General features: G+C 57.7%; 23 protein-coding genes. 3 read left to right on the top strand and 20 right to left on the bottom strand.

The annotated features are described in order from the left end of the window. Positions 1–3: 3 nt before the first annotated feature. The 5 genes from alaS to FFT87_RS09160 form a co-directional block, all read right to left on the bottom strand. A complete protein-coding gene (gene alaS, locus FFT87_RS09180) occupies positions 4–2,658 on the bottom strand; it encodes an alanine--tRNA ligase (RefSeq protein WP_219948442.1) in 2,655 nt (884 codons plus the stop codon). Positions 2,659–2,704: 46 nt separating this feature from the next. Then, the gene (locus tag FFT87_RS09175; protein WP_219948441.1) at positions 2,705–2,932 is read right to left on the bottom strand and encodes a hypothetical protein; all 228 of its coding nucleotides are present in this window, start codon (positions 2,930–2,932) and stop codon (positions 2,705–2,707) included. Positions 2,933–3,000: 68 nt separating this feature from the next. After that, the gene (locus tag FFT87_RS09170; RefSeq protein WP_219948440.1) at positions 3,001–3,363 is read right to left on the bottom strand and encodes a DUF948 domain-containing protein; all 363 of its coding nucleotides are present in this window, start codon (positions 3,361–3,363) and stop codon (positions 3,001–3,003) included. Between the two features lie 117 nt (positions 3,364–3,480). Further along, positions 3,481–4,110 (bottom strand): 30S ribosomal protein S4, encoded by a 630-nt coding sequence (rpsD, locus tag FFT87_RS09165; protein ID WP_010202678.1) that lies wholly within the window; start codon positions 4,108–4,110, stop codon positions 3,481–3,483. A gap of 254 nt (positions 4,111–4,364) precedes the next feature. Then, on the bottom strand, positions 4,365–5,696 hold the full coding sequence (locus FFT87_RS09160) for a replication-associated recombination protein A (protein WP_219948439.1): 1,332 nt from the start codon (positions 5,694–5,696) through the stop codon (positions 4,365–4,367). 152 nt (positions 5,697–5,848) lie between these two features. Between FFT87_RS09160 and FFT87_RS09155 the strand changes: the two genes are divergently transcribed. The 3 genes from FFT87_RS09155 to FFT87_RS09145 all read left to right on the top strand — a co-directional run bounded on the left by FFT87_RS09155 (position 5,849) and on the right by FFT87_RS09145 (position 8,614). Beyond that, on the top strand, positions 5,849–6,643 hold the full coding sequence (locus FFT87_RS09155) for a peptidylprolyl isomerase (RefSeq protein WP_219948438.1): 795 nt from the start codon (positions 5,849–5,851) through the stop codon (positions 6,641–6,643). Between the two features lie 85 nt (positions 6,644–6,728). Further along, positions 6,729–7,958, top strand: coding sequence for a DUF349 domain-containing protein (locus FFT87_RS09150; protein ID WP_219948437.1), 1,230 nt, complete (start codon positions 6,729–6,731; stop codon positions 7,956–7,958). Between the two features lie 83 nt (positions 7,959–8,041). Further along, complete coding sequence (locus FFT87_RS09145; RefSeq protein ID WP_219948436.1) at positions 8,042–8,614, top strand: hypothetical protein; 573 nt, start codon at positions 8,042–8,044, stop codon at positions 8,612–8,614. Here the strand turns inward: FFT87_RS09145 and FFT87_RS09140 are convergent. The 15 genes from FFT87_RS09140 to FFT87_RS09070 all read right to left on the bottom strand — a co-directional run bounded on the left by FFT87_RS09140 (position 8,611) and on the right by FFT87_RS09070 (position 25,177). Then, on the bottom strand, positions 8,611–10,857 hold the full coding sequence (locus FFT87_RS09140; protein WP_219948435.1) for a bifunctional (p)ppGpp synthetase/guanosine-3',5'-bis(diphosphate) 3'-pyrophosphohydrolase: 2,247 nt from the start codon (positions 10,855–10,857) through the stop codon (positions 8,611–8,613). The two genes, FFT87_RS09145 and FFT87_RS09140, sit on opposite strands and share 4 nt — an antisense overlap. A gap of 112 nt (positions 10,858–10,969) precedes the next feature. Further along, positions 10,970–11,986: a protein translocase subunit SecF gene (gene secF / locus FFT87_RS09135; RefSeq protein ID WP_219948434.1), complete on the bottom strand. Its 1,017-nt coding sequence runs from the start codon at positions 11,984–11,986 to the stop codon at positions 10,970–10,972. Further along, the gene (secD, locus tag FFT87_RS09130; RefSeq protein WP_219948433.1) at positions 11,986–13,716 is read right to left on the bottom strand and encodes a protein translocase subunit SecD; all 1,731 of its coding nucleotides are present in this window, start codon (positions 13,714–13,716) and stop codon (positions 11,986–11,988) included. Before secD ends, secF begins: the two co-directional genes overlap by 1 nt. 91 nt (positions 13,717–13,807) lie before the next feature. After that, positions 13,808–14,260, bottom strand: a complete 453-nt coding sequence (yajC, locus tag FFT87_RS09125; protein ID WP_219948432.1) for a preprotein translocase subunit YajC — start codon at positions 14,258–14,260, stop codon at positions 13,808–13,810. A 65-nt stretch (positions 14,261–14,325) separates the two neighbouring features. Further along, a complete protein-coding gene (ruvB, locus tag FFT87_RS09120; protein WP_219948431.1) occupies positions 14,326–15,357 on the bottom strand; it encodes a Holliday junction branch migration DNA helicase RuvB in 1,032 nt (343 codons plus the stop codon). After that, positions 15,357–15,974: a Holliday junction branch migration protein RuvA gene (ruvA, locus tag FFT87_RS09115; RefSeq protein ID WP_219948430.1), complete on the bottom strand. Its 618-nt coding sequence runs from the start codon at positions 15,972–15,974 to the stop codon at positions 15,357–15,359. Before ruvA ends, ruvB begins: the two co-directional genes overlap by 1 nt. After that, a complete protein-coding gene (ruvC, locus tag FFT87_RS09110; RefSeq protein ID WP_219948429.1) occupies positions 15,971–16,594 on the bottom strand; it encodes a crossover junction endodeoxyribonuclease RuvC in 624 nt (207 codons plus the stop codon). The genes ruvA and ruvC overlap by 4 nt, the downstream gene beginning before the upstream one ends. A 3-nt stretch (positions 16,595–16,597) precedes the next feature. Beyond that, positions 16,598–17,356 carry a YebC/PmpR family DNA-binding transcriptional regulator gene (locus FFT87_RS09105; protein ID WP_219948428.1) on the bottom strand — a complete coding sequence of 253 codons (759 nt, stop codon included), beginning with the start codon at positions 17,354–17,356 and terminating at the stop codon, positions 16,598–16,600. A 51-nt stretch (positions 17,357–17,407) separates the two neighbouring features. Continuing rightward, complete coding sequence (locus tag FFT87_RS09100; RefSeq protein WP_219948427.1) at positions 17,408–18,022, bottom strand: hypothetical protein; 615 nt, start codon at positions 18,020–18,022, stop codon at positions 17,408–17,410. Positions 18,023–18,040: 18 nt separating this feature from the next. Beyond that, a complete protein-coding gene (pdxT, locus tag FFT87_RS09095) occupies positions 18,041–18,652 on the bottom strand; it encodes a pyridoxal 5'-phosphate synthase glutaminase subunit PdxT (RefSeq protein ID WP_219948426.1) in 612 nt (203 codons plus the stop codon). Next, on the bottom strand, positions 18,642–19,544 hold the full coding sequence (pdxS, locus tag FFT87_RS09090; protein ID WP_219948425.1) for a pyridoxal 5'-phosphate synthase lyase subunit PdxS: 903 nt from the start codon (positions 19,542–19,544) through the stop codon (positions 18,642–18,644). Before pdxS ends, pdxT begins: the two co-directional genes overlap by 11 nt. Before the next feature lie 50 nt (positions 19,545–19,594). Beyond that, positions 19,595–20,158 carry an HIT domain-containing protein gene (locus FFT87_RS09085; RefSeq protein WP_219948424.1) on the bottom strand — a complete coding sequence of 188 codons (564 nt, stop codon included), beginning with the start codon at positions 20,156–20,158 and terminating at the stop codon, positions 19,595–19,597. 3 nt (positions 20,159–20,161) lie between these two features. After that, positions 20,162–22,075 carry a threonine--tRNA ligase gene (gene thrS / locus FFT87_RS09080; protein ID WP_255560139.1) on the bottom strand — a complete coding sequence of 638 codons (1,914 nt, stop codon included), beginning with the start codon at positions 22,073–22,075 and terminating at the stop codon, positions 20,162–20,164. 95 nt (positions 22,076–22,170) lie between these two features. After that, positions 22,171–23,349 carry a hypothetical protein gene (locus FFT87_RS09075; protein ID WP_219948422.1) on the bottom strand — a complete coding sequence of 393 codons (1,179 nt, stop codon included), beginning with the start codon at positions 23,347–23,349 and terminating at the stop codon, positions 22,171–22,173. Next, on the bottom strand, positions 23,318–25,177 hold the full coding sequence (locus FFT87_RS09070) for a glycosyltransferase (protein WP_255558979.1): 1,860 nt from the start codon (positions 25,175–25,177) through the stop codon (positions 23,318–23,320). The genes FFT87_RS09075 and FFT87_RS09070 overlap by 32 nt, the downstream gene beginning before the upstream one ends. Between the last annotated feature and the right edge of the window lie 16 nt (positions 25,178–25,193).

Below are 25,193 nucleotides of genomic sequence, written 5' to 3'. Positions count from 1 at the left end.
ACGTTACGCCGACAGGGTCGACGCGATAAGAGCGAGGGCATCGGGGATCGCAGCGGGGTTAGCGCCACCACCTTGAGCGATGTCTGGCTTACCACCGCCACCGCCTCCGAGTACTGCCGCAGCGGCCTTAGCTAGCGCACCTGCAGCGAACCCGTGAGCGCGGGACGCATCGTTCGTTGCCACGATGACTGCCGGCTTGTCGCCAATCGTCGCGGCAAGCGCAACTACTGCAGCTTCGGCGCCGAGACGCTCACGAACTGACTGCACCAGTCCACGCAAGTCATCGGTCGAGGGCAGTTCGCCAACGTTTTCGATAACCGCTTTTACGGTTCCCCGAACCTGCGCTGTATCGACCAAGGCAGGAACCCGCTGAGACAGCTGGCCGGCTTCCAGCTGGGCGATCTTACGCTCAGCAGATTTGAGGTTCGCCATGAGCTCAGCAATGCGGTCAGGAAGCTGCTCTCGCGGCGTCTTCAAGTTGGTCGTCAGCTCAGAGACGATTGCTCGCTCAGCCGCGAAATTTCGGAACGCGTTCATTCCCACGAGCGACTCGATTCGACGGTTAGACGAACCGACCGACGCTTCGCCGACCAAAGAAATCAATCCGATCTCGGCAGAGCGGCCCACGTGAGTTCCCGCGCAGAGCTCGAGCGACCACGGTCCTCCAATTTCGACAACGCGAACGGTGTCTCCATATTTCTCGCCGAAGAGCGCCATTGCGCCGAGGTCCTTGGCGTCGTCGAGCGCCATGATCTTCGTCGTCACTTCGAGGTTGTCACGCACCGCAGTGTTAGCAACTTCTTCAATCTCAGATTTGGTCTCCACCGACAGAGCTTGCGACCACGAAAAGTCGAGACGCATATAGCCGGCCTTGTTGTACGAGCCGGATTGATGAGCATCCTGACCCAATATTTGACGCAGGGCTGCGTGGATGACGTGGGTCGCCGAGTGCGCCTGGGTTGCCCCGCGACGCCATTCAGCATCAACAAGCGCAGTAGCCGGATCTCCGACTCCCACCTCGCCGTCGGCGACTTCGACCTTATGACTGATGAGTCCCTTGACCGGGCGTTGTACATCGAGCACGTTGAGTCGATAGCTGGCGCCGACGATTGTTCCGGCATCCGCTTCCTGACCACCCGATTCGGCATAGAGGGAGGTTTCAGCGAGGATAACTTCGGCGATTTGGCCCGCGGCTGCGCGCGGTACCGAAATGCCATCAACGATGATGCCAATCACACTTGATTCAGTGTTCAAATTTTCGTAGCCGGTGAATGTCGTCTCCCCCAGTGCACGGAACGCGCCATAGACGGAAAGATCGGCAAGGAATTGTTTCTTGGAACCAGCGTCGGCCTTGGCGCGATCGCGTTGCTGCTTCATGAGCGAATCGAAGGCTTCGCGGTCTACCGTCAGGCCAGCTTCGGCCGCCATTTCTAGCGTGAGATCGATGGGGAACCCGAAGGTGTCGTGCAGGAGGAAGGCCGTGTCGCTCGGCAGTTCTGAGGCGCCAGACTTCTTGGTGGTGTCGACGGCAGTATCGAGGATCGTTGTACCACTTGCCAGGGTGCGCATGAAGACGTCTTCTTCGGCGAGCACAATCCGGGAAATGCGATCGTAATCCTTCTCTACCTCAGGGTAGGCAGCCTTCATCGCATCCCGTGATTCGGGAAAGAGTTGGGCAAAAGTGGTGCCCTCTACTCCGAGGAGTCGCATGGCGCGAACCGCACGGCGTAACAGGCGGCGTAGAACGTAGCCGCGGCCTTCATTGCTCGGAGTCACTCCATCAGCGATGAGCATGAGGCTTGACCGAACGTGGTCAGCGACGACGCGTAGTCGAACGTCAGCCTCGTGATCTGCACCGTAGGTGCGACCGGAGAGCTCTGCCGCTTTGTCTAGCACCGGGCGAACCTGATCGATTTCGTACATGTTCTCGACGCCCTGCTTCAAGAAAGCAACGCGTTCCAAGCCCATGCCGGTGTCAATGTTCTGCTTGGGCAACTCTCCGAGAATGGAGAAGTCTTTGCCCTTGCCCTCGCCGCGAAGGTATTGCATGAACACAAGGTTCCAGATTTCGACGTAGCGGTCATCGTCAGTCGCCGGTCCACCGTCTCTGCCGTAAGCGGGGCCTCGGTCGAAGAAAATCTCCGAGCACGGACCAGCTGGCCCGGGTTGCCCCGTCGACCAGTAGTTGCTGTCCATTCCGAGTCGCTGGATGCGTTCATCCGGCAGTCCCGCGGTTTCTTTCCAGTAGGCAACAGCGTCATCATCGTCTTCGTAGACGGTGACCCAGAGATCTTCTGGCCGGAAGCCGAGGCCGCCTTTTTCCTCGTCGAGCGTGAGAAACTCCCAAGCGAATTGAATCGCTTCCTTTTTGAAGTAGTCGCCGAACGAGAAGTTACCGTTCATCTGGAAGAAGGTACCGTGGCGCGGGGTCTTGCCGACTTCTTCGATATCGAGCGTTCGAATGCATTTTTGCACGCTCGTCGCGCGGTCATACGGCGCGGGAACGAGGCCGGTCAAGTACGGGACAAAGGGAACCATACCTGCGACAGTGAAGAGCAGCGTTGGGTCATCGCTGACCAACGATGCTGAAGGAACGATGGTGTGACCACGGTCCCCAAAATAGGTCAACCAACGGTTCTGAATGTCTGCGGTCTGCATGGGATCCCCGGGAACTCAATAATGCGGCCCTTGGGCCCTGAATGTCTTACTTTGTGCGCTGTGAAAATTCGGAGAGCGCATCTTCGGCGTCGCCTACCGCGGCCCGAAGTTCTGCTTCGCGCTCACGATATCCGTCGACAACAGCGCTAGTGAATTCACGCGTCTTGCTGTCAACGTCGGAGAAGAACTGCTTGCCTTCTGGAGTCTTAGCAACCTGGTGTGCTGCCACGAACCCGACGGCAATACCCATAACGAAAAGGACTAAGCCCTTCATAATTTCTCCTTCAGATTGAGGTGCACAAACGGCACGCGAACCGTACTAGCTTAGGCCGTTTCCGCAGCTTAGCGGCGGCGTTGTGGACGAAGGCTCAGTACCGCGGCACGAACTCCCGCGCTGAGGCCGGCGATCTTGATCAACGGGCCTCCAACAGTGGCTGCGGCTAACGCGACGAGCGCTGAAACATTGCCCGTAGTTTCCTCGACATTGCGAGTGATCGCATCGACACGAGCTAGCTGTCGGTTGGTTTCGGAGATCGTCTCCGTCGCCTCGCTGAGCATCGGGTCGAGGTTGTCGCTTACGCCACGAATTGCGGAGCTTGTTTCGTCAAATACCCGACCCAACTTGAGCAGAGGAACTGCCAGCAATCCCACGAGGATGGCAAACACCCCTGCCGCAATGAGCCCTGCGATATCTCCACCAGTCATGGCTACTCCGATCAGTCTCAGAAAACGTGTTGGTTACACGGTATTCGACATTTGAGTCGAGATCCCGCCGAACGCGAAAAAGGGCCGAGGCAAAAGCCCCGGCCCTTTCCACGTTAGTTAGCGTGCTGCGTAGTACTCAACAACGAGCTGAACTTCACAGGTCACGGGAACCTCGGCGCGCTTGGGGCGACGTACGAGACGTGCCTGCAGCTTGTCGATTTCAACTTCAAGGTAACCAGGAGTCTTAGGAAGAACATCCACGTGTCCGCCTGCCGCGGCGACCTGGAAAATTTCCATGCCTTCGCTGCGAGCCTTGACGTGCATGAGCTGTCCCGGCTTGACGCGGAACGAGGGACGGTCAACGAGCTGGCCGTCAACCAAGATGTGGCGGTGAACAATCATCTGACGAGCCTGAGCTGTCGTGCGAGCGATTGCCGAACGAACGAGCAGAGCGTCGAGACGCATTTCGAGCTGCTCAACCAAGTTCTCACCGGTCAGACCGGCAGTCTTGCGAGCTTCTTCGAACTGAATCTTCAGCTGAGCTTCACGGATGCCGTACTGGGCCCGTAGACGCTGCTTCTCGCGAAGACGAACAGCATAGTCACTGTCTTGCTTGCGCTTGGTGCGGCCGTGCTCACCCGGAGCATAGGGACGCTTTTCGAGGTACTTGGCAGCCTTCGGCGTGAGGGCAATGCCCAGCGCGCGCGACAGGCGAGTCTTGCTACGGGTACGTGACTTAGTAGACACAGGATCCTTTTCGATTGATTCAAGTAAGAACACTCTGGTGATTACTCGCACGCGAACGCGCGTACACAACACACCAGAAGAAAGTAGAGGGATGGTCCAATATGAGGCAGGTCGGCTACAGACCTTGCTCTGCGATATTCGATTTCATTGCAGCCGCGCGCAGAAACCGTATCGATGGAACACATAACTCTAACACGCTGACGCTGCTGCCGGCGCGAAACGACGCGCGATCCAAGACCGTGCGAACACGAGGCTTAATCGCCGTGAATGATCTCGCGCAATTTCGCCAAACGGGCAGAAATTTCTCGTTCGTTTCCGTTGTTAGTCGGCGTGTAATACTCGGTGCCTTTCAAGACATCAGGCAGATATTGCTGCGTGACGACTCCGAACTCAGAATCGTGGGAATATCGGTAACCTTTGCCGTGGCCAAGTCGCTTCGCTCCCGGGTAGTGGGCGTCTCGGAGGGGCTTAGGCACCCGACCAATCTTTCCCGCGCGAACATCGGCAATAGCGGCATCGAGCGCAACGTAGGCGGCGTTTGATTTTGGCGCGGTTGCGAGATAGACCACCGCCTCGGCCAGCGGGATGCGGCCTTCGGGCATCCCAATCATTTGCACGGCGTCTGCGGCAGCTACCGCGATAACGAGCGCTTGCGGGTCGGCAACGCCAACATCTTCGGCCGCACTAATAATGATTCGTCTGGCGATAAACCGTGGGTCTTCGCCCGCCTCAATCATTCGAGCTAAATAGTGGATTGCCGCATCGACGTCTGAACCGCGAACGGACTTAATAAAGGCACTAATGACGTCGTAGTGTTCGTCACCTTGACGGTCGTAGCGCAACAGGGCTCTATCAACCGCATTCGCCACATGTTCGGCAGTGACGACAGCCGGAGATTTCGCATCATCATCGTTAGAGGCAGAAACCGCCGAGGCCTCGAGGGCAGTCAGAGCTCGTCGCGCATCGCCGGAGGAAAGGCGCACGAGCAGCGCACGAGCCTCTGGTTCAAGAACGACTGCCCCCTTGAGACCCCGCGCATCCGTGACGGCACGGTCAACCAACTCTCCTAGGTCTTCATCGTCGAGCTGGTTGAGTGTCAAGAGCAGAGACCGCGAGAGAAGCGGAGAAATGACGGAGAAAGAGGGGTTCTCTGTTGTCGCCGCAATCAGGATGATCCAGCCGTTCTCAACTCCAGGCAACAAGGCATCCTGTTGCGCTTTGCTGAATCGATGAATCTCGTCGAGGAAGAGCACGGTCGACACCCCATAGAGGTCGCGTGCGGTGAGCGCCTCCTCGATGGTTTGGCGCACGTCCTTCACCCCGGCGGTCACTGCAGAGAGCTCAACGAACTTGCGCTGAGATCCCCGCGCGATGGCCTTAGCAATTGTTGTCTTGCCGGTTCCGGGAGGGCCCCACAAGATAATGGACGCTGATCCGTGACTACCACCCGCATCTGAGGCGAGGGTCATCAGCGGCGATCCGCGCTGCAGTAAGTGTTTTTGTCCGACTATCTCGTCGAGTTCTAGCGGACGCATGCGCACGGCGAGCGGCGTAGCTCCGCTGTGAAGTGTCGCGGAAGCATCCATAACCTAATGCTAATCGTCTGTACCGACCGAGAACGCAGCACACTCGCTCACGCGTCGAACGCCGTGGCGTTTGGTCGAGATTCGCACGAGACCGTAAGGTTCAGTGTGGCGTTCCTACGACAGCGGAGAAATCCGTACATCTTCAAGGAGTAATGGTGGCATCGAGCAAGAAGCATTCACGTGAGCAAAAAGTAGCTCGGGAACGCCTGCGCCACTATTCAGCCCGCAACGCTGTCCATGAAGGGACCCTTGCGCGACGCAAACGCGACAACGTTCTCGCCATCGGTGTTGGCCTCATTGTGATTGCGCTTGTCTCAACCGCACAGGTGTTCTACTTCAGCGCCGGGCCCGGAATGCCAGAACCAGCTCCGTCGTTCACAGAAGATCCTTCCGCGACCGAGCAGCAGAATGTCGGCGCAGTACCGGAAGCCACGCTGGCCGAGGACCGCATCTGGACCGGTGATCTCACGCTCAATGACGTCGCACTTGGCATCGAGCTTGACGGCGCAACAGCGCCCCAATCGGTTGCATCAATTGTTGACTCGATCGCAAACGACTACTACGTCGGAACGACCTGCCACCGTGTCGTAAAGACCGAAAACGCTGGGCTGATTCAGTGCGGGTCGCTTGACGGAACCGGCGCAAGCGATCCCGACTACGCCTATGGCCCGATCGAGAATGCGGGCGTCGGCGGGTTCTACCCCGCAGGCACGATCGCTATGGCGCGCACCGGCGACAACGCTTTCTCCAACGGTCGCCAATTCTTCATCGTTTTTGACGATGCAATCATTCCTGACGACACCGCCGGCGGCTACAGCATTGTCGGTAAAGTCGTCTCTGGCCTCGATGCCCTCCAATCGGAGATCATCGCTGGTGGCATCGTTGATGATGCCGAAGATGGGGCCCCGGTGATTGCCACAAGCATCACGGGCTTCACGATCCAGTAACAGCGTCAACGATCGTGAGCGCGGTTGTCCTAAGCTTGGGTTCACCCGGGCAGCGGCTTCCGGCATAAGCAGCAAGGTGAAGTAATTGGCTACACAGGAGCAGAACGAGTGGGGACGCGTCGACGAGACGGGTACCGTCTTTGTAAAAGAAGCAGCTGGCGAACGCGAAGTCGGTCAATACCCCGACGGAACACCCGCCGAAGCTTTGGCCTACTTCACACGCAAATACCATGAGCTAGCAGGCCAAGTAACGCTGCTCGAGCAGCGCGTCAAGAACGGCGCCCCTGCGGCAGACGTTTCTAAAGCGATCGCTGCGCTCAAAGAGTCCATCGCTACCGCCAACGCTGTTGGCGATCTCGCTGCTCTCTCTACGCGCGTTGAAGCTCTCGGCGGCTCAGTCTCCAAGCTGACTGAGAAGCAAAGCGAAGAAGCAAAAATAGCCATCGCAGAGGCCACCGCCGTGCGCGCTGCTCTCGTCGTTGAAGCTGAAACCCTCGCCGCGGCAGACCCCGCTAAGGCTCAGTGGAAGCAAGTTACCGCCCAGATCGACGACATCTTCGCTCGGTGGAAAGCGCACCAGGCTGATGGCCCTCGGCTCCCCAAGAGCGATGCAAATGACTTGTGGAAGAGATTCCGCGCCGCACGCAGCACCATAGATACAAACCGTCGCGCATTTTTCGCAGAACTCGATTCCGCACACAAGCAAGCACGTGCGGACAAACAAATTCTTGTCGATGAGGCAGAAGCTCTCGTCTCGCAAGGCGTGGATGCCATCCCTGCCTACCGGCGTCTCCTCGACCGCTGGAAAGCCGCTGGTCGCGCGGGAAAGAAGTTCGACGACGCCTTGTGGGCTAAGTTCAAGCAAGCTGGCGATGTTCTTTATGCCGCGAAATCCGAAGTTGACGCTCAAGATAACGTTGAGTTCACCGCCAACTGGGAGCTGAAGAAAGCTTTGCTTGACGAGGCCGAGCCTCTCGTATCAGCGACTGATCGCGCTCAGGCCAAAAAGTCATTGCTCTCGATCCAGAAGCGTTGGGACGAGATCGGCAAGGTTCCTCGCGACAAGATCAAGGTTGCTGAAGAACGGCTTCGTAAGGTCGAGACGGCCGTACGCAAGCTCGATGAAGACCACTGGAACAAGAGTAACCCCGAACGCCAAGAGCGTTCTGAAGGGTTCTTGGGCCAACTTCACGATGCGATCGCCAAGTTGGAAGCTGAACTTGCCGAAGCACAAGCCACCGGAGACGCAAAAAAAATTGCGGCAGCTCAGGATGCACTCGACGCACGCAAGGCCTGGCTCAGCGCACTCAAGTAGCACACTGTCCACACGCCATTCAGTTTGTCCACTGAAGAGGCGTGACCCCACCAGCGGCGTCGTGGTGCCTGCACGATTAGGGCATGACACCACGACTGCCTCCGGTACTTAGTGCTCTCGATCTTCCTTTAGCGGAGCTCCAATGCGCTGTGCTAGACGGAGAACTCTATGCGCTCGATCAATCCTTTTGCGCGATCGACGAATTCGAAACTATTCATCTGCGCGCGCAATCGTTGGGCTTAGTGCTCGACCCAAGAATCATCGCAGAACGACTCAGCGCGGCGTGGGTCTGGGGCGCGCTCACCTATCCCCCACAGCGTCATCAACTCTGTGTCGCCATCGGTGCACGAACTCGACCGCACGCGAGCCTTCACGCCACGCTACGCGAGGTCGTTGTCTCTGCTGACGAGATAGACACCGTCGCCGGCGTGAGCGTTACCTCGCGATTGCGCACCGTCATCGATCTGCTGCGGTTCAGTGAAACATTCGGAGATCGCGAGAGCTCAGCGATCAAGATCCTGATGGCGGATGGCAGGCTCGACCATGCATCGTGTTCCGACGTACTCTCGGCTCGACGCAACCTGCCGCAGAAAAGAATCGCGCTCGAACGACTAGCGCAAATTTGTGCGATCCCGAGTGACGCCGTCGCCGGCTAACCGCTGTTTACGCGGTACACGTCATAGACGGCGTCCACGCGGCGCACCGCGTTAAGAACACGGTCTAGGTGCGTCGTGTCGCCCATCTCGAACACGAACTTGCTGATCGCGAGTCGAGCGTTTGAGGTGTTGACCGTAGCGGAGAGGATGTTGACGTGAGTCTCGCTGAGCACCTTCGTGATATCAGACAACAGTCCAGCGCGATCAAGGGCCTCAACCTGAATCTGTACGAGAAAGAGACTCTTGGATGTCGGCGCCCACTCAACGTCGATCATGCGTTCCGGTTCGTCTAGAAGCGACTGAACGTTCTTACAATCTGCACGGTGCACCGAGACGCCCGCACCGCGAGTAACGAATCCGACGACCTCGTCTCCAGGTACTGGCGTGCAACACCGAGCAAGCTTGACCAAGATGTCTGGCGCACCACGGACGAGTATCCCCGAATCGGAGTGCTTGTACGGGCGCATCTTTCCCTCAGCGGGGAAAGCAAGCTCACCTTCGTCTTCTTCTGTGCCGGTGCTCAACGACGCGACCAGTTTTTCAATCACCGATTGTGTCGAAATATGGCCTTCGCCAACGGCCGCATACAGTGCCGTGACATCGTCGTAGCGCATCGTTGCCGCGAGCTCGCCAAACGATCCCTGGCTCATCAGTTTTTGTAGCGGCATGTTCTGCTTGCGCATCGCCCGCGCGATGGCGTCTTTGCCCTGCTCGATCGCCTCATCTCGGCGTTCTTTGGTGAACCATGCGCGAATCTTGTTTCGCGCTCGAGTGCTCTTAACAAAGCCAAGCCAGTCCTGGCTCGGGGCAGCATCTGGGCTCTTGGAGGTGAAAACTTCGACCGAGTCGCCGCTCGTTAGAGCCGTCTCCAGCGGAACAAGGCGACCATTCACTTTCGCACCCATGGTGCGATGTCCGATTTCCGTGTGAACAGCGTAGGCAAAGTCCACCGGCGTCGCCCCTGCCGGAAGGCCGATTACCCTTCCCTGAGGGGTGAAAACGTAGACCTCCTTGGCGCCTATCTCAAACCTGAGCGACTCAAGAAACTCACCAGGGTCCGAGGTTTCGGCTTGCCAATCAGTGATGTGAGCGAGCCACGCCATGTCGTTATCGACCGACCCCGAATCCGCGATTTTTCCTGCAGCGCGGTCCTTGTACTTCCAATGCGCAGCAACACCAAACTCAGCCCGGTGGTGCATCTCGTTTGTTCGGATCTGGATCTCAACAGCGCGCCCTTGAGGGCCCATCACCGTGGTGTGGAGCGATTGATAGAGATTGAACTTAGGAGTCGCGATGTAGTCCTTAAACCGACCAGGAATCGGCGTCCACCGCGCATGAATCGATCCGAGGACGGCGTAACAGTCACGAACGGAGTTCACGAGAACACGAATACCGACCAGGTCATAGATTTCATCAAATTCGCGACCGCGAACGATCATCTTCTGATAAATCGAGTAGTACTGTTTTGGTCGACCAGCCACCGATCCCTTGATGCGCGAAGTCTTGAGGTCATCGTTTACCGACGCGATGACGTCTTTAACGAACTCGTCTCGCATGGGCGTCCGCTTGCTGACGAGACTATCGATCTCCACATAGATCTTGGGGTGCAAGACAGCGAAGGAAAGGTCTTCGAGCTCAATCTTAATCGCTTGAATTCCGAGTCTATGAGCTAGCGGCGCGTAAATCTCCAGTGTTTCTTGAGCCTTGCGCGCGGCAGACTGCTGAGGAACAAAGCCCCACGTGCGGGCGTTGTGGAGGCGATCGGCAAGCTTAATAACTAGAACGCGAATGTCTTTAGACATTGCAACGATCATTTTGCGCACGGTCTCTGCCTGAGCGCTGTCGCCGTACTTGACCTTGTCGAGTTTGGTCACGCCGTCAACGAGCATGGCTATTTCGTCGCCGAACTCAACCCTCAGCTCGTCGAGCGAGTACGCGGTGTCCTCGACCGTGTCATGGAGCAGCGCGGCCGCTATGGTCTTCTCGCCGATTCCGAGTTCAGCTAAAATCTGAGCCACGGCAACAGGGTGGGTAATGTAAGGCTCACCGCTCTTGCGCTTTTGACCATCGTGAGCGCGAAATGCTACCGCATAAGCACGCTCGATGAGCGCAAGATTAGCTTTGGGATGGTGAGTCTTTACCGTGCGCAGTAGGTTCTCTACGGCGCCGGCGGGCTGCGCCCGAGAGAAAATTCTTGGCAGCAGCGCACGGAATGAGGCAGCCGACTGTGGTGATTCACTCATACCACTACCTCCTAGACCAATTCTAGAACGTCTGCTGACGCGCGAACGCCACTAGCGATGCTGGCGCACGCCCCCACCTGCGAACGCAGAAATCTACGTTCGCCCATTCTGGCTACTTGCCGTCCTTGTCTGCAGCACGCGAAGCAGTCAGACGTTTGGTGCGGCTAAGGATTTCGGGCTCATTCTGTCGGAATTGCGCGTATAGCGGCGCTGCAATGAAAATCGTGGAGTATGTGCCAACGATGATTCCAATGAAGAGCGCGAGAGCGATATCCCGCAACGTTCCGGCCCCGAGTACGTAGGCGCCGATGAACAAAATCGCGCCAACGGGTAGAGCTGCAACAACTCCAGTGTTAATAGAACGCACGAGGGTCTGATTCACGGCCAAGTTCACGGACTCACCGAACGTACGGCGCGATTCTGACCCGTCCTCCGACGTATTCTCCCGGATCTTGTCGAACACCACCACCGTGTCATAAAGCGAGAAGCCCAAGATGGTGAGGAACCCGATCACGGCCGACGGAGTAATCTCGAATCCGAGGATTCCGTATACTCCTGCGGTAATAACGATGTCGTGAAGCAGAGCAATCATCGCGGCTATCGACATCTTCCAGGTACGGAAGTAGATCGCCATCATGACGGCAGCGAGGGCGAGAAAGACCAGCAACGCCCGAAGCGCCGAGCTGGTGATATCTGCTCCCCAAGAAGGGCCGACGAACGAAGCGGCGACTTGATCGTTATCGACGTTGAATGCACCAGCTAGGGCATCACGCACCGAATTCGATTCATCAGGTTCGAGCTGCTCAGTCTGGACCCGCAGTGAGTCCGTGCCAACGACGGTTATTTTCGGATCAGCGTCAGCAACGACCTCGACGACAGTCTCGGTTGCCAGATCTTGAGCGTCGGCATTGGTTTCGGGATCAGCGAGAGCAGAAACCGAATCAATCTGGAACTGTGATCCACCAGTGAACTCGATGCCAAAAACGAAGCCGCCGCGCAGCACGGGCACGATGACCGAAACTGCGATGAGGGCAGCCGCAAGAATGAACCAGATCTTGCGACGACCGATGAAGTTGATCGATCGTTCTCCGGTGTATAGGTCGTTGCCGAACTTCGCAAAGCTAGCCATCAGGATTCCTTTCCGTCTGAGCTGGGTTCTTTCGGCGTTCCCGCTAGCTCAGTAGCTTTTCGTTCAGCGATCGTTTGACGACGTGCAGCCTCGCGGCTGGCACCCGCAGTGCTCTTTGTGGCGACCGGGGTGCGGAACTGTGCACGACCTCGATAGACAGCGCCAAGCGCCTTCGGATCGAGCCCGCTAATCGGATGCCCACTCGCGAAGAATTTCGTCGTTGCGAGTAGTTGCAACATGGGGTGGGTGAAGAGAACAACAACGAGAACATCGATAATCGTCGTCAACCCGAGCGTGAGCGCGAAGCCACGGACGTTGCCAACAGCGAGAACGAATAGAACGACGGCAGAGAGTAGGTTGACCGCCTTCGCCGCGAAGATCGTGCGCAAAGCACGCTTCCAGCCGGCTTCTACAGCACCGGTCAAAGACCGTCCGTCTCGCAACTCGTCACGAATTCGTTCGAAGTAGACAATAAACGAGTCAGCCGTGAAGCCAATTGCCACGATGAGGCCCGCGACTCCCGCCAACGAAAGGCGGTACCCATGACGCCACGCGAGGTAGGCGATCACGAGATACGTGAGCACACCAGCAACTATCAGCGACGCCACAGTGACCAGACCGAGAAGGCGGTACTGGAAGAGTGAGTAGATGACGACGAGGATGAGACCGATCAAGCCAGCGATGAGGCCCGAGCTGAGCTGTGTTGAACCCAACGTCGCGGAGATCGTCTCGTTGCTCTGCACCTCAAAGCCAATCGGCAGTGCACCGAATTTCAACTGGTCGGCGAGAACCTCAGCGGTCTCTTGCGTGAAGCTACCGGATATTTGAGGATTTCCGCCGGTGATGATTCCTTGAGTAGTCGGCGCTGAAATTACTTGGCCGTCGAGAACGATGGCGAAGCGGTTGCGCGGGTCAGTGTTATCGAATCCGAACAGACGAGTTGTCATCGCTGCGACAGCCTTGGTGCCTTCGGCATCGAACGTGGGGAACACGCCCCATTCTCCGGTGCTTACGCCCTGCGAGCTCGAGACCAAACCACTACTGGCGTCGGAAATCGTGCTGCCCTCTACCTCTACGGGGCCGAGGATGTACTTGAAGGAGCCATCCGCTTCACACGTGATCAACGGTTCATCAGACGGAGCAACGCTGAAGTTATCGAGCGACGCGCACTCGAAGTTGCTGTACTCGTCGAAAAGCGACTCGGTAATCCAATTCAAGTCGCTGGCATCGGTGGGAGTAGCAGTCGGTGTTGTCGCCAATGTCGGCTCTGGCGTTGGAGTCGTACCGTCCTCAGCGTCTGCTGGATCCGGCGTCTCTTCAGCGGTCGCGGTCGAGGCAACCTCGGTGTACAACACTGGGCGGAACTCAAGCTTTGCTGACGACTGAATGCGGTTGAGCGTCTCTTCATCAGGAACGCCGGGAAGCGAAACCACAACATTGCTCGCACCTTGAGTGGTGATCTCGGATTCCGAGACGCCACTCGCATCGACGCGGTCGCGAATAATCGACACTGCCTGGTTGAGCTGCTCACGAGTTACCGTCTGGCCACTCTCGAGCTGAGGCGCGAGAACGATTTGCGTTCCGCCCTCAAGGTCAAGAGCGAGCTTCGGCGTCCACGAGGCCTCACCGGCTAGGGAGCCAGCACCGATCAAAACGGTGAGCCCCAACGTGAGTGCTGTGAGCCAGACGATGGCTCGCCACGCGTTTTTCACAGGGGTTGTTCTTGCCACCTATTTGACTCAGCTTTCTTAACAGAGCAATGCAGAAGTGCACGCCGTTGGACAATCGCCCTCGGAAGGAGCGACTCTCAACACTAGTGGGTTACTCGGACGCCTTTTTGCCTTCGGTCGAACTAGCCGACTTTGTGTCAGCAACCTCGCCAAATTCGGGCTCCGTTGCAGCTTCGGAGGTCTCGTCACCAGACTCGACGCCGTCGCGCTCCGCAGCTTCGCGGTTGGCGATTTCCATTGCTTCTTCAACCGAGCGCGGTGCGCCTTCAACAACCTCGTCTTCGGTGACGATCTTCGCGATGGTCTGACTGTGCACCTTGACGATGACGCCAGAGCTGATCTCGATCTCTGCCTCGTTCTTGGCATTGTCCATCGTGATGAGCGTGCCGAAGAGTCCGAAGTTTGTCATGACCTCGACGCCGGGAATCATCTGATCACGAAGCGTAGCCATCTGCGCTTTGCGCTTACGGCTGTTGCGGAACATGAAGAAAATAAGGATGCCGAGAACTGCGAACATCGCGATTGAGAGAAATTGGTCGTTCATAACGATACCTTTCGGTGGTCTGTGGGCCTGGCGCTCAAGCTGAGGCGCGTGCTAAGCCAGTAAAACTATAGTTCATCGTTCGGGAGGGCCGAATTCCGCTGAGCCATTTCGAAGTGTTCCCAGGCTGCCCGGGTGGCAACTCTGCCGCGTGGAGTACGCGATAGCAACCCAATGCGAACGAGAAACGGCTCGACAACCGATTCGACAGTTTCAGCCTCCTCGCCAACAGAAACCGCGAGTGTACTGAGCCCAACTGGTCCCCCGTCGAACCGGGAAAGAACGGTCTGCATTACGGCACGATCGAGACGGTCGAGACCGCGTTCGTCGACATCGTAGAGTTCCAGTGCCGCACGAACGGCCTCCCGAGAAGCGGGAATGTCGTGTACGAGGGCGAAGTCTCGGACTCGTCGCAACAGGCGGTTGGCGATTCGTGGAGTGCCCCGGCAACGGCCGGCAATCTCCGCAATCGCTTCTCGTTCAATCTCGAGTTCGAGCATGGTAGCAGCGCGCACCAGCACCTCTTCGAGTTCGGGCTCATCATAGAACTCAAGATGGGCGGTAAAACCGAACCGATCTCGAAGCGGATTAGGCAAGAGTCCGGAGCGAGTTGTGGCTCCTACCAGCGTGAACGGGGCGATATCGAGCGGGATGGATGTCGCTCCGGCCCCTTTACCGACCATGATGTCGATTCGAAAGTCTTCCATCGCGAGATAGAGCATTTCTTCAGCCGAACGAGCCATCCGGTGGATCTCGTCGATGAAGAGCACCTCGCCTGGCAACAGCGACGACAACACCGCAGCAAGATCGCCAGCATGCTGAATTGCGGGACCGCTCGACATTCGGAGCGGACGATTACTTTCGTGCGCGACGATCATCGCCAGAGTTGTTTTTCCGAGTCCGGGAGGGCCCGCCAAGAGAATGTGGTCGGCAGTACGGTTTTGCATCGCTGCTGCACGCAAGAGCAGCTGCAGTTGACCGCGCACTTTTTGTTGGCCAACGAATTCATCGAGAGACTTGGGGCGGAGCGCGCCCTCGAAGGCGAGCTCGGCTTCAGACTCGACGCCGGGGTTCGCTACGACGTCGTCGTTATCGTCCATTACGAGCCAACCTTGCCAACTTGAGAGCCTACGAGAAGTAGCGCACGCCGCAGGATCGCTTGCGTGTCTGCCCTATCCGCCTCCGCGGCCTCGCTGAAGGCTGCTTCGGCGGCGGGGCGAGCGAGCTTCTCAGACCAGCCAAGCCCTTGCAGCGCCATTGAGACGCTCTCAGAAACCGGCGTGGCAATGATGGGCGCAGCGCCAGATTGGGGTGCGGTCACAAACAGCTTTCCCGCGAGGTTGAGGACAATAAGTTTTGCGGTTTTCGGACCAATGCCAGAAACCTTCCGAAAGGCTGAATCGTCTTCTGCTACTACGGCCCGGGCAATCTCCTCCGGGGAGAGAGCAGCGAGAACGCCCATGGCACTCTTGGGCCCGACACCGGTTACGCCGCGCAACAAGCTAAAAGCGTTGAGTTCGTCTAGCGTGCGAAAGCCGAAGAGCGACAGGTCGTCTTCGCGAACTATTAACGCAGTCTGCACGTGAGTTTCACTGCCGACGCGAACGGAAAGTGCATGTTCGGGAGTGACGCTCACGCTGAGCCCCACTCCCCCGACCTCGATAACGACCGAGGTTCCGACCGCGGCGAGAACGGTGCCACGAAGGGAAGAAATCATGGCTTCAGCCTACGAGCACCCGCCGACTTCTCGGCTGACCGCCACGCCTCCTGCGCCGGGGTCAAGCCTGATGAACTGGCTGCCGCGCCGCGCGGGAAGGAATCGCCGGCATGGGCAGAGGCGGGGACAGGAACGAAACCAGGTCCACCCTTCCAGGCACCGCAAATTGCCAGAGCGCAAGCGTCAGCAGCATCCGCCGGTTTCGGTGCCTCAGCGAGCCCGAGAACTCGGGCGACCATCGCGCCAACCTGTTTTTTCTCGGCACCGCCGTATCCCGTAATGGCCAGCTTCACTTCAGTCGGAGTATGCAGGGTTACGGAGAGCCCGCGACGAGCAGCGATAAACATCGCGACTCCACTTGCCTGAGCTGTTCCCATGACCGTACTCAGATTGTTCTGGGCGAAAACACGCTCAAGAGAGAGTTGCTGCGGAGCGAATTCGGCGATGACCGCATCGATACCCTCGCCGATCGCCAGTAATCGCTGCTCAAGCTCCATGTCTGGCGGCGTGCGCACCACACCGACGTGCACGAGCGTCGCCCGACGATTCGGCGCGACATCCACGACCCCGATGCCGCATCGCGTGAGACCGGGATCGATCCCGATCACGCGAAGTGTCACCGACTAGTCCTCGTCGAGTTCGGCCTGCACCTCAGGCGTGATGTCGAAATTCGAGTAGATGTTCTGAACATCATCTGACTCTTCGAGCGCTTCAATGAGTCGAAGAACCTTTCGAGCGGTGTCTGCATCAACTTCGATGGTGAGGTTCGGCACAAACTCTGCTTCTGACGAGTCGTAATCAATCCCTGCGCTCTGAAGGGCATCGCGAGATTGAACGAGGTGCGCGGTGTCGGTGATGACTTCGAAGCCTTCTCCGTGGTCTTTGACCTCTTCGGCACCGGCATCGAGCACAGCCAGAAGGATGTCGTCTTCAGTGACGCCCTCAGTCTTCGTGATCGAGATAACGCCCTTGCGTTCGAAGTTGTAAGCGACGCTGCCGGGGTCTGCGAGAGAACCGCCATTGCGACTCATGATCGTGCGGACATCCGCCGCAGCACGGTTCTTATTGTCGGTGAGGCACTCCACCAGAAGGGCTACACCGTTGGGCCCGTAGCCTTCGTACATAATGTTGAGGTACTCAATAGCATCGCCAAGTTGACCGGAGCCACGCTTCACAGCACGATCGATGTTGTCGTTGGGTACCGAGGTCTTCTTCGCCTTTTGAATGGCGTCGACAAGAGTCGGGTTGCCCGAAAGGTCGGCTCCACCAATTTTGGCGGCGACCTCAATATTCTTGATTAGTTTCGCGAACGACTTCGCGCGGCGAGAATCAGTAATCGCCTTCTTGTGTTTTGTGGTTGCCCATTTTGAATGCCCTGACATGAGCCCCATTCTACAAGGCGAGACGCCTCCTCGCCTGCGCGAATCCCCGCTCTACTGTTCTCGGAGAGTTGCGCGAACCCCAAGATCGGTGAGTTGGAGCTGTGCGAGGAGCGCAATCGTTCCTGAGTTGCCCGCCCTCCATTCCGCCGCTGGAGCCGCAGACACTCGGGCCAAGGCGGGCAGTCGCTGAGTGGCGAGCGCACGCAGCGCCAGCAGATCTGCACCGCCGGGAGTCGTCAAGAGTCGTTTGGCCTCGCCAGCTCTCTTCGCAAATCGAATGCGTGGGATCAACCACACAAGCAGAATGAGCGCGACTGGCACTGCCGCAATGAAAACACCAATTGCCATCGCTGCGGTCAATACAGACTCCTGCTGGCTCTGACCTGCAGCTTCCAACGCCGCGCCGGCCTCACTCGCCCCATCAAACGGTGTCCGGATGCCAGAGCCGATCAGAGGAACGGAACCGAGGGTGTCCCCCAGCTCAACCATCGTCGACCGGAATCCAGCTCCCGCGTCTTGCATCTGGACACCCAGCTCTTGGAACGCAGCAATGAGCTGATAAACCCACACCCCGAGCGCGATCCAGACAAGGATGAATGTGAGCGAGAGCACATCAGCGACTATTTGCCGGGCGCGGCGGGCGGGGTGATCTGCATAGAGTTGCATTCCCCCATGATGCAGGAATCAGGGGCGTGCGCGCACCCGTGAGATGAAGTACTCGTGAAAACGGGTATCGCCAGTGATCTCGGGGTGAAAAGAGGTGCCTAAGAGGTTTCCCTGCTCCACAGCGACGACACGTCCGTCTTCGAGAGTTGCCAATGCCCGCGCCAGCGGTCCGACAGTTTCTACAACGGGCGCACGGATAAAGATGGCGTGCACTGGTGTTTCGCCCAATTCGGGCACGACCAGATCGGTCTCAAATGAGTCAGTCTGCGAACCGAAAGCATTACGGCGCACGACAACGTCAAGACCGCCAAAAGACTGCTGGCCCTCAATCGAGTCACGCACGGTATCCGCGAGCATGATCAACCCGGCGCACGTGCCATACACGGGCAAACCGCTCGCGATGGCCGAGCGAATCGGATCGAAGAGGCCATAGAGCCTAGAGAGCTTGTCGATCACACTTGACTCGCCACCAGGAATGATCAGGCCAGCAACGCGCTCCAACTGCTCAGGAGTTTTGACCGCGACTGCGGACTCACCGAGCTGCTGGAGCACGTGCAGATGCTCACGAAAATCGCCTTGCAGAGCGAGTACCCCGATCGGGAGTTGATCGACCGACTGACTACCAGCCACGCTCAGAGAGACGGTGAGGCGCCGCAAGGTCAGACACGTTGATGCCAACCATTGCTTCGCCGAGTCCGCGCGATGCCGCAGCGATCACGCTGGGGTCGTCGAAGAACGTCGTTGCCTTCACGATTGCCGCTGCGCGCTGTGCCGGATTGCCGGACTTGAAGATTCCTGATCCGACGAAGACTCCGTCAGCACCGAGCTGCATCATCAGAGCAGCATCAGCCGGAGTCGCTACTCCACCAGCGGTGAAGAGTACGACGGGGAGTTTGCCGGTCTCGGCAATTTCGCGGACAAGTTCATATGGAGCCTGAAGCTCTTTCGCGGCAACATACAGCTCGTCTACGCTCTTCGACCGAAGCTCGTTGATCTGACCCTTGATGGTGCGGATGTGCTTAGTCGCTTCAGAAACGTCGCCAGTGCCTGCTTCACCCTTTGAGCGGATCATGGCCGCTCCCTCGGTGATGCGACGCAGCGCCTCCCCCAGGTTCGTTGCACCACAGACGAAGGGAACATCGAAGTTCCATTTATCAATGTGGTTGACGTAATCAGCCGGGCTCAGCACCTCAGACTCGTCGATGTAATCGACCTTGAGAGCTTGAAGAACCTGAGCCTCGACGAAGTGACCGATGCGGGCCTTGGCCATTACCGGGATGGAAACAGCGGCGATGATGCCATCGATCAAGTCAGGGTCGCTCATGCGGGCTACGCCGCCCTGCGAACGGATGTCGGCAGGGACGCGCTCAAGAGCCATAACGGCCACCGCGCCAGCATCCTCAGCAATCTTTGCCTGCTCGGCATTGACGACATCCATAATGACGCCGCCTTTGAGCATTTCTGCCAGTCCGCGCTTCACGCGGTTCGTACCTGATTCGTTCGAAGAAGTTTTCTCGCTCATAGCTACAACGCTAAGTCTGGATGCCGCGAAAGAATGCAGCCAATTTGAACTCAGTGGTTCGCGGGCCACGCCTTCGCGAGTTCATCTCGCACCTCACCGAGCAAGCGAGGAATTGCTTTCGTGCCAGCAACAATCGGGAAAAAGTTTGAATCCGTTGCCCAGCGAGGAACCACATGCTGATGTAAATGATTCGCGATGCCCGCGCCTGCCAGTGCACCCTGGTTCATTCCGATATTAAAGCCGTGCGCCTTCGACGTTTCGCGAAGTACCCGCATTGCCGTCTGAGTAAGTGACGCGATCTCCGCGGTTTCCTCATCCGTCGCCTCGTCATAAAGGGGAACGTGGCGATAAGGACACACCAAAAGGTGGCCACTGTTATAAGGGAAGAGATTCAGGAGTACGTAAGCGTGGGTGCCTCGCGCAACGATCAAGGCCTTCTCGTCATCCAGAGTCGGTGCGACACAGAACGGACAATCGTCCTTCTCCGGTTGAGTCTGATCCATGATGTACGCGATGCGATGCGGCGTCCACAATCGCTGGAAGGAATCTGGAACCGCGGCGAAGTCAGCACTCGACTCCCCCGCGGGCAACTCAGAACCGTCATAGTCACGCACGAGCTAGACCTGGGCTCGTGTCGCGATCGCGCTCGTAATCCGTGCCACGGCGTCCGCAATCGGGATGCCATTCTCCTGAGTTCCATCACGGAAACGGAAGCTCACGGAACCCGCAGCTTGGTCCTGCTCACCAGCGATGAGTTGGAACGGGATCTTCGATTTGGTGTGCGTGCGGATCTTCTTCTGCATCCGCTCACTCGAGGCATCCAACTCGGCGCGGACGCCGAGGGCCTTGAGCTGGGCGATGACGTCGCCCAAGTACTCCTCGTAGGCTTCAGCGACAGGGATGCCGACGACTTGCACCGGCGAGAGCCAGACGGGGAACGCCCCAGCGTAGTGCTCGGTGAGTACGCCAAAGAACCGTTCGATCGAACCGAACAGCGCGCGGTGAATCATGACGGGACGCTGGCGTGAACCATCCGCAGCTGTGTACTCCAGATCGAAGCGTTCCGGAAGGTTGAAGTCGAGCTGCACGGTAGACATCTGCCAGGTGCGCCCAATGGCATCGCGGGCCTGAACCGAGATTTTAGGCCCATAGAACGCGGCCCCGCCCGGGTCAGGAACAAGCTCGAGCCCCGACTCTTCGGCCACCTCGGCAAGCGTCTGCGTCGCTTCGTCCCAGACGTCGTCGTCGCCGACGTACTTCTCAGGATCCTTCGTTGACAGTTCAAGATAGAAGTCTGTGAGGCCATAATCCCGCAACAGAGAGAGCACGAAGTTGAGGGTGTTAGTGAGCTCAGCCTTCATCCCCTCTTTTGTCGTAAAAATGTGGGCGTCATCCATGGTGAGTCCACGCACGCGAGTCAGCCCGTGAATAACCCCGGACTTCTCATTGCGGTACACCGTGCCGAATTCGAAGAGGCGCATCGGAAGGTCGCGGTACGAACGGCCGCTCGACTTGTAAATCAGAATGTGCATCGGGCAGTTCATGGGCTTGAGGTAGTAGTCAGCACCCTGACGAGTAATTTCGCCTTCCTCGTTGCGTGCCTCGTCGAGGTGCATCGGTGGGAACATGCCGTCTTTATACCAGCCCAAGTGGCCGGAAGTCTCGAACAGCGCCTCTTTCGTAATATGAGGGGTGTTGACGAAGGAGTAGCCCTCCTGCAAGTGGCGAGTTCGGGAGTAGTTTTCCATCTCGTGACGGATGATGCCGCCCTTGGGATGAAAGACTGCAAGGCCAGAACCGATTTCGTCAGGGAACGAAAAGAGATCTAGTTCAGCACCGAGCTTGCGATGATCGCGCTTCAATGCCTCTTCTTGACGCGCCTGGTATTCACGAAGCTCATCTTTGGTCGGCCATGCCGTGCCATAGACGCGCTGCAGTTGCTTGTTCTTTTCCGAACCGCGCCAATATGCGGCAGCAGTACGCGTGAGTGACCACCCGTTGCCGATCATGCGAGTGTTGGGAAGGTGCGGCCCGCGGCACAAATCTTTCCAGTAGACCTCGCCAGTCTTGCCATCGACGTTGTCGTAAATGGTGAGCTCGGCGCCGCCGACCTCGACTGACTCGTTGTCAGCGTCAGCATCGCCCTCGGCGACAGCGCCTTTGAGGCCGATCAGTTCGAGCTTGTACGGCTCGTTGGCTAGCTCTTCCCGGGCTTCAGCCTCAGTCACGACACGACGCTGAAAGCGTTGACCCTGACGGATGATGCGATCCATTGCCTTAGTGATGGCTTTGAGGTCTTCAGGAGTGAACGGTTCCTCAACGTCAAAGTCGTAGTAGAAACCATCCGTCACCGGTGGACCAATACCGAGCTTCGCCTCAGGATTGATCGTCTGAATAGCCTGAGCTGCGACGTGCGCGGCAGAATGGCGCAAGATGTTGAGGCCATCAGGCGAGTCAATAGTGACAGCCTCGACCTCATCCGTGTCGGTCACCGTCGCGGCGAGGTCTTTCAGCTCACCGTTGACGCGCATGGCGACGACGTTGCGGTCGGTAAATAGGTCGAATCCAGTCTTACTCACGTCACAACTTTAGCGGCGATACGGAAGCGTGCGTGTCACTCAATTTTCTAGCCGCTAACGATTTGACTCGCCCAGAGCGCGAACGCGGTGCTTGTCAACGCTGTCGCCCATCCGATGATGAGCTGAAGAACACCAACGAGGGCAATCATCGCTGTGCCCCTCGCGCTGCGAGCAGTAGGGATCAGCGCGATGGCCAAAAGCGTCATCGCCATAAAAATGTTGCCGGTCGAGCCGCTGGGAAGGAGTCCGAGTGCGAAGCCCACGATGAACGCGGCAAACACGAGCGTCGAAATAATGATGGCGCCGGGTCGACGAACGATCAACGCGACCAGCCAAGCGCTGAGCAATGGCGCGATCACGATGAGCCCCTCTGTCGTGGCGAAGAACTCCCCGACGACAACGAGTCGATCGCCAAAACCGGAGAATGCTGATTGTGTTGCGCCGGCAAAGGGGCGGCCGAGAAACAGCGCGTTCAATACGGCAAGCGACACCAGCGCCGAAGCTGCTGGATAGAGGATAACGAGGGCATTTGCGCGCCGCGCACCGACCACTCCAACTCGACGATGGCGCAAGAACGGTGCGGACAGTGCAGCGGCCGTGACGTAGACCAGTGCTGTCACGTCGGTAAGGACCGCCACCATGAAGTAGATCCCAACACGGAAACCGGACTCCGTATTGCCCCAGGCTATGAATCGAACAATGTGCGAGAGCCCAAGCCCAAAGAGTAAGAGTCCGAGGAAGGCAGAATAATTCTGGGTCGCATTGTAGAAAAAGAGCGGATTCAGCGCGAGGGCCATCATCAGAATCACGATGGTTGAGCGCGCAAAACGGCGCTGCACCATGATTTCAACGAGTTTCTGCAGGAAGATGCCAGCACTCAACGCTCCGATGATGGAGAGCGAAAGTGCGCCACCAGGTACGAAGCCAGCGAGCAACGTGCTTATTGGCGGAAAAATGTCGCCCAACCATTGCGCGTCTGCCCGGTTCCACTCGATCTGTGACGCCCGAGCCACAAGAGTGGCATTGGGAGAGCCTGCCGCACCGAGTGCTGCTACGACGAGCGCGAAAACCACGTAGGGAAGAGCAAACAGTCCGCGCAATGTCCAGCGTCGAGGAGCACGTCGAGGCCAGCTATCGAGGCGAGTGCGCGGTGGGCGCGGTGCAATACGAAGAGCACGGGGGTTCGTCAGCAGCTCACTCATGATTGCTCTGGGTCGTGAGGCCATGCTCCGTCTTCTCCCAGTAATGCGGCTTGGTGATGAGCTGCCACAGCGCCTTGTACGACGCAATCGAGTGCAAGACCCAATACAGCGGATTCAGAAGTGCCCACGGGACTAGAGCGAACGTTCCCCTCTTGTACGGCCCCATCATCGATAGATACACCATGATCGAACTCCCGATGATGAAGTTGAGGAAACACACCCACAGAAGCCAAACGGGAAAGAATTGGCCGACAAACTCAGTGGGCAGCACAAGCGAAAGTAGCGTGAGGATATAGAACGGCAGCACTCCCAAGAATGTTGCCGGAGTCCCCGCGATCAGCAGAACGAAACTGCAAAATCGCCAGAAACCAATTTCCCGCAGAAGTGCTACTGGTCGGCGCGCGTGCACCAGCGTGGTCTGCATGTAACCCTTGATCCACCGACTTCGTTGCCGAATGAAATTGGGAATGGACTTGTTTGCCTCTTCCATGGTTGCCGAGTTCACGACCCCGACGCGATAGCCGAGTGCGCTAGCCCGGATGCCCAGATCGGCGTCCTCCGTGACGTTATAGGGGTCCCAACCTCCGAGACTCTTTAAGGCCTCGGTGCGGAAGTGGTTCGAGGTGCCACCGAGCGGAATCGGAAGGTCAAGCGAATCAAGACCAGACAGCATGTAGTCGAACCAGTAGCCATACTCGAGAGAGAACATCCGCGTGAGCACGTTCTCGCGAGCGTTGAAATAGTTCAGCGCCGCCTGAATACACACCGTCTTCTCGCCACCACGCTGGAACGATATGTACGCCTTCTTCAGCTGGTCGGGCTCAGGAGTGTCCTCGGCATCGAAGATCACGAGGTAGTCCCCTGTCGCAAAGAACAATCCGACGTTGCACGCCCGAGGTTTTGTCTGAGGATGCCCGGCCGGGATCGTGATGATCTGAAAGTGATCGGGCGGTGAGCTCGCTTCGAACGCTGCTCTTGTCTCGTCGTCGGATTCCTCAATCAGCACGAAGACCTCGAGGCGATTGGTTGGCCAATCAATGTCACCAAGGTTCCTCACCAACTGGGCAACGATGTTTGCTTCTTTGAACACCGGGACAAGAACGGTGTAGCGGGGCAGCTCATCGTCATTGAGTGCGTCAACTTCGCTATCAGAGACGCGCTCGACCAGATCGAATCGCGCTCCCCGCAGCGAGATAAAGAACTTAAACGCGGTTCCCGCAAGAAAAACAAGACTCGTGATCGCGATCATGGTGATCACCGTTGCCGCCGGCCAAAGTATGAGCGCAATCACAAACACAATCAGGAGGATGAGAAACCCGATTGTTTGGCCGCGCGATGCGACAGTGCGTGCAGACAGCACCGGATTCCTATTCCAGAGCTCGTTTGCTGCCTGATCGGCAATTTGTGATCCGAATACATCGAGAATCGCGTGCCAGATCTGAGCGGATGTCGCCGCGACAAACATGACATCTTTGCCGAGCGTCGCCGAAATTAGCTCAGCACGTTCCGCATCTGGCACACGTGCTGTCGCGACGAGCGCGCGACCGTCCGGAAGCTCACGGACAGGCATCCAATTCTCAGCGATGAAAAGTTGCCCGCTCCACTGGCGTGCGAAATCACCATCGACTTGAGACATTTCGGCACGGTCAATACCCCAGACTCGAGAAATTACATCCACAAGAGTCGCATCATCGAGATGACCGCGACTTGCCAGTGTTTGGTCAATGTGAACCCCTGAACGCGCCTTAACTTTCCGGGCCTCAGTGATGCGCTCTGGCGTCGCCAACCCCTCGTCGAGCAACAGTCTGACAAACGCTTCACTCTGTTTAGACGGTTCCGTCACATTCCCCATAGCCCTATATTTGTCT

This window comes from Salinibacterium sp. M195, assembly GCF_019443965.1.
Lineage (GTDB): Bacteria > Actinomycetota > Actinomycetes > Actinomycetales > Microbacteriaceae > Rhodoglobus.
This window is presented reverse-complemented; position numbering and strand designations above follow the sequence as displayed.

What these genes read in the sequence shown, in the direction of transcription:
- alaS (WP_219948442.1), bottom strand. Translation starts at nt 2,658, where the DNA reads ATGCAGACCGCAGACATTCAGAACCGTTGGTTGACCTATTTTGGGGAC.
- FFT87_RS09175 (WP_219948441.1), bottom strand. Translation starts at nt 2,932, where the DNA reads ATGAAGGGCTTAGTCCTTTTCGTTATGGGTATTGCCGTCGGGTTCGTG.
- FFT87_RS09170 (WP_219948440.1), bottom strand. Translation starts at nt 3,363, where the DNA reads ATGACTGGTGGAGATATCGCAGGGCTCATTGCGGCAGGGGTGTTTGCC.
- FFT87_RS09160 (WP_219948439.1), bottom strand. Translation starts at nt 5,696, where the DNA reads ATGGATGCTTCCGCGACACTTCACAGCGGAGCTACGCCGCTCGCCGTG.
- FFT87_RS09155 (WP_219948438.1), top strand. Translation starts at nt 5,849, where the DNA reads ATGGTGGCATCGAGCAAGAAGCATTCACGTGAGCAAAAAGTAGCTCGG.
- FFT87_RS09145 (WP_219948436.1), top strand. Translation starts at nt 8,042, where the DNA reads ATGACACCACGACTGCCTCCGGTACTTAGTGCTCTCGATCTTCCTTTA.
- FFT87_RS09140 (WP_219948435.1), bottom strand. Translation starts at nt 10,857, where the DNA reads ATGAGTGAATCACCACAGTCGGCTGCCTCATTCCGTGCGCTGCTGCCA.
- secF (WP_219948434.1), bottom strand. Translation starts at nt 11,986, where the DNA reads ATGGCTAGCTTTGCGAAGTTCGGCAACGACCTATACACCGGAGAACGA.
- yajC (WP_219948432.1), bottom strand. Translation starts at nt 14,260, where the DNA reads ATGAACGACCAATTTCTCTCAATCGCGATGTTCGCAGTTCTCGGCATC.
- ruvB (WP_219948431.1), bottom strand. Translation starts at nt 15,357, where the DNA reads ATGGACGATAACGACGACGTCGTAGCGAACCCCGGCGTCGAGTCTGAA.
- ruvA (WP_219948430.1), bottom strand. Translation starts at nt 15,974, where the DNA reads ATGATTTCTTCCCTTCGTGGCACCGTTCTCGCCGCGGTCGGAACCTCG.
- FFT87_RS09105 (WP_219948428.1), bottom strand. Translation starts at nt 17,356, where the DNA reads ATGTCAGGGCATTCAAAATGGGCAACCACAAAACACAAGAAGGCGATT.
- FFT87_RS09100 (WP_219948427.1), bottom strand. Translation starts at nt 18,022, where the DNA reads ATGCAACTCTATGCAGATCACCCCGCCCGCCGCGCCCGGCAAATAGTC.
- pdxS (WP_219948425.1), bottom strand. Translation starts at nt 19,544, where the DNA reads ATGAGCGAGAAAACTTCTTCGAACGAATCAGGTACGAACCGCGTGAAG.
- thrS (WP_255560139.1), bottom strand. Translation starts at nt 22,075, where the DNA reads ATGCGCGTCAACGGTGAGCTGAAAGACCTCGCCGCGACGGTGACCGAC.
- FFT87_RS09075 (WP_219948422.1), bottom strand. Translation starts at nt 23,349, where the DNA reads ATGGCCTCACGACCCAGAGCAATCATGAGTGAGCTGCTGACGAACCCC.
- FFT87_RS09070 (WP_255558979.1), bottom strand. Translation starts at nt 25,177, where the DNA reads ATGGGGAATGTGACGGAACCGTCTAAACAGAGTGAAGCGTTTGTCAGA.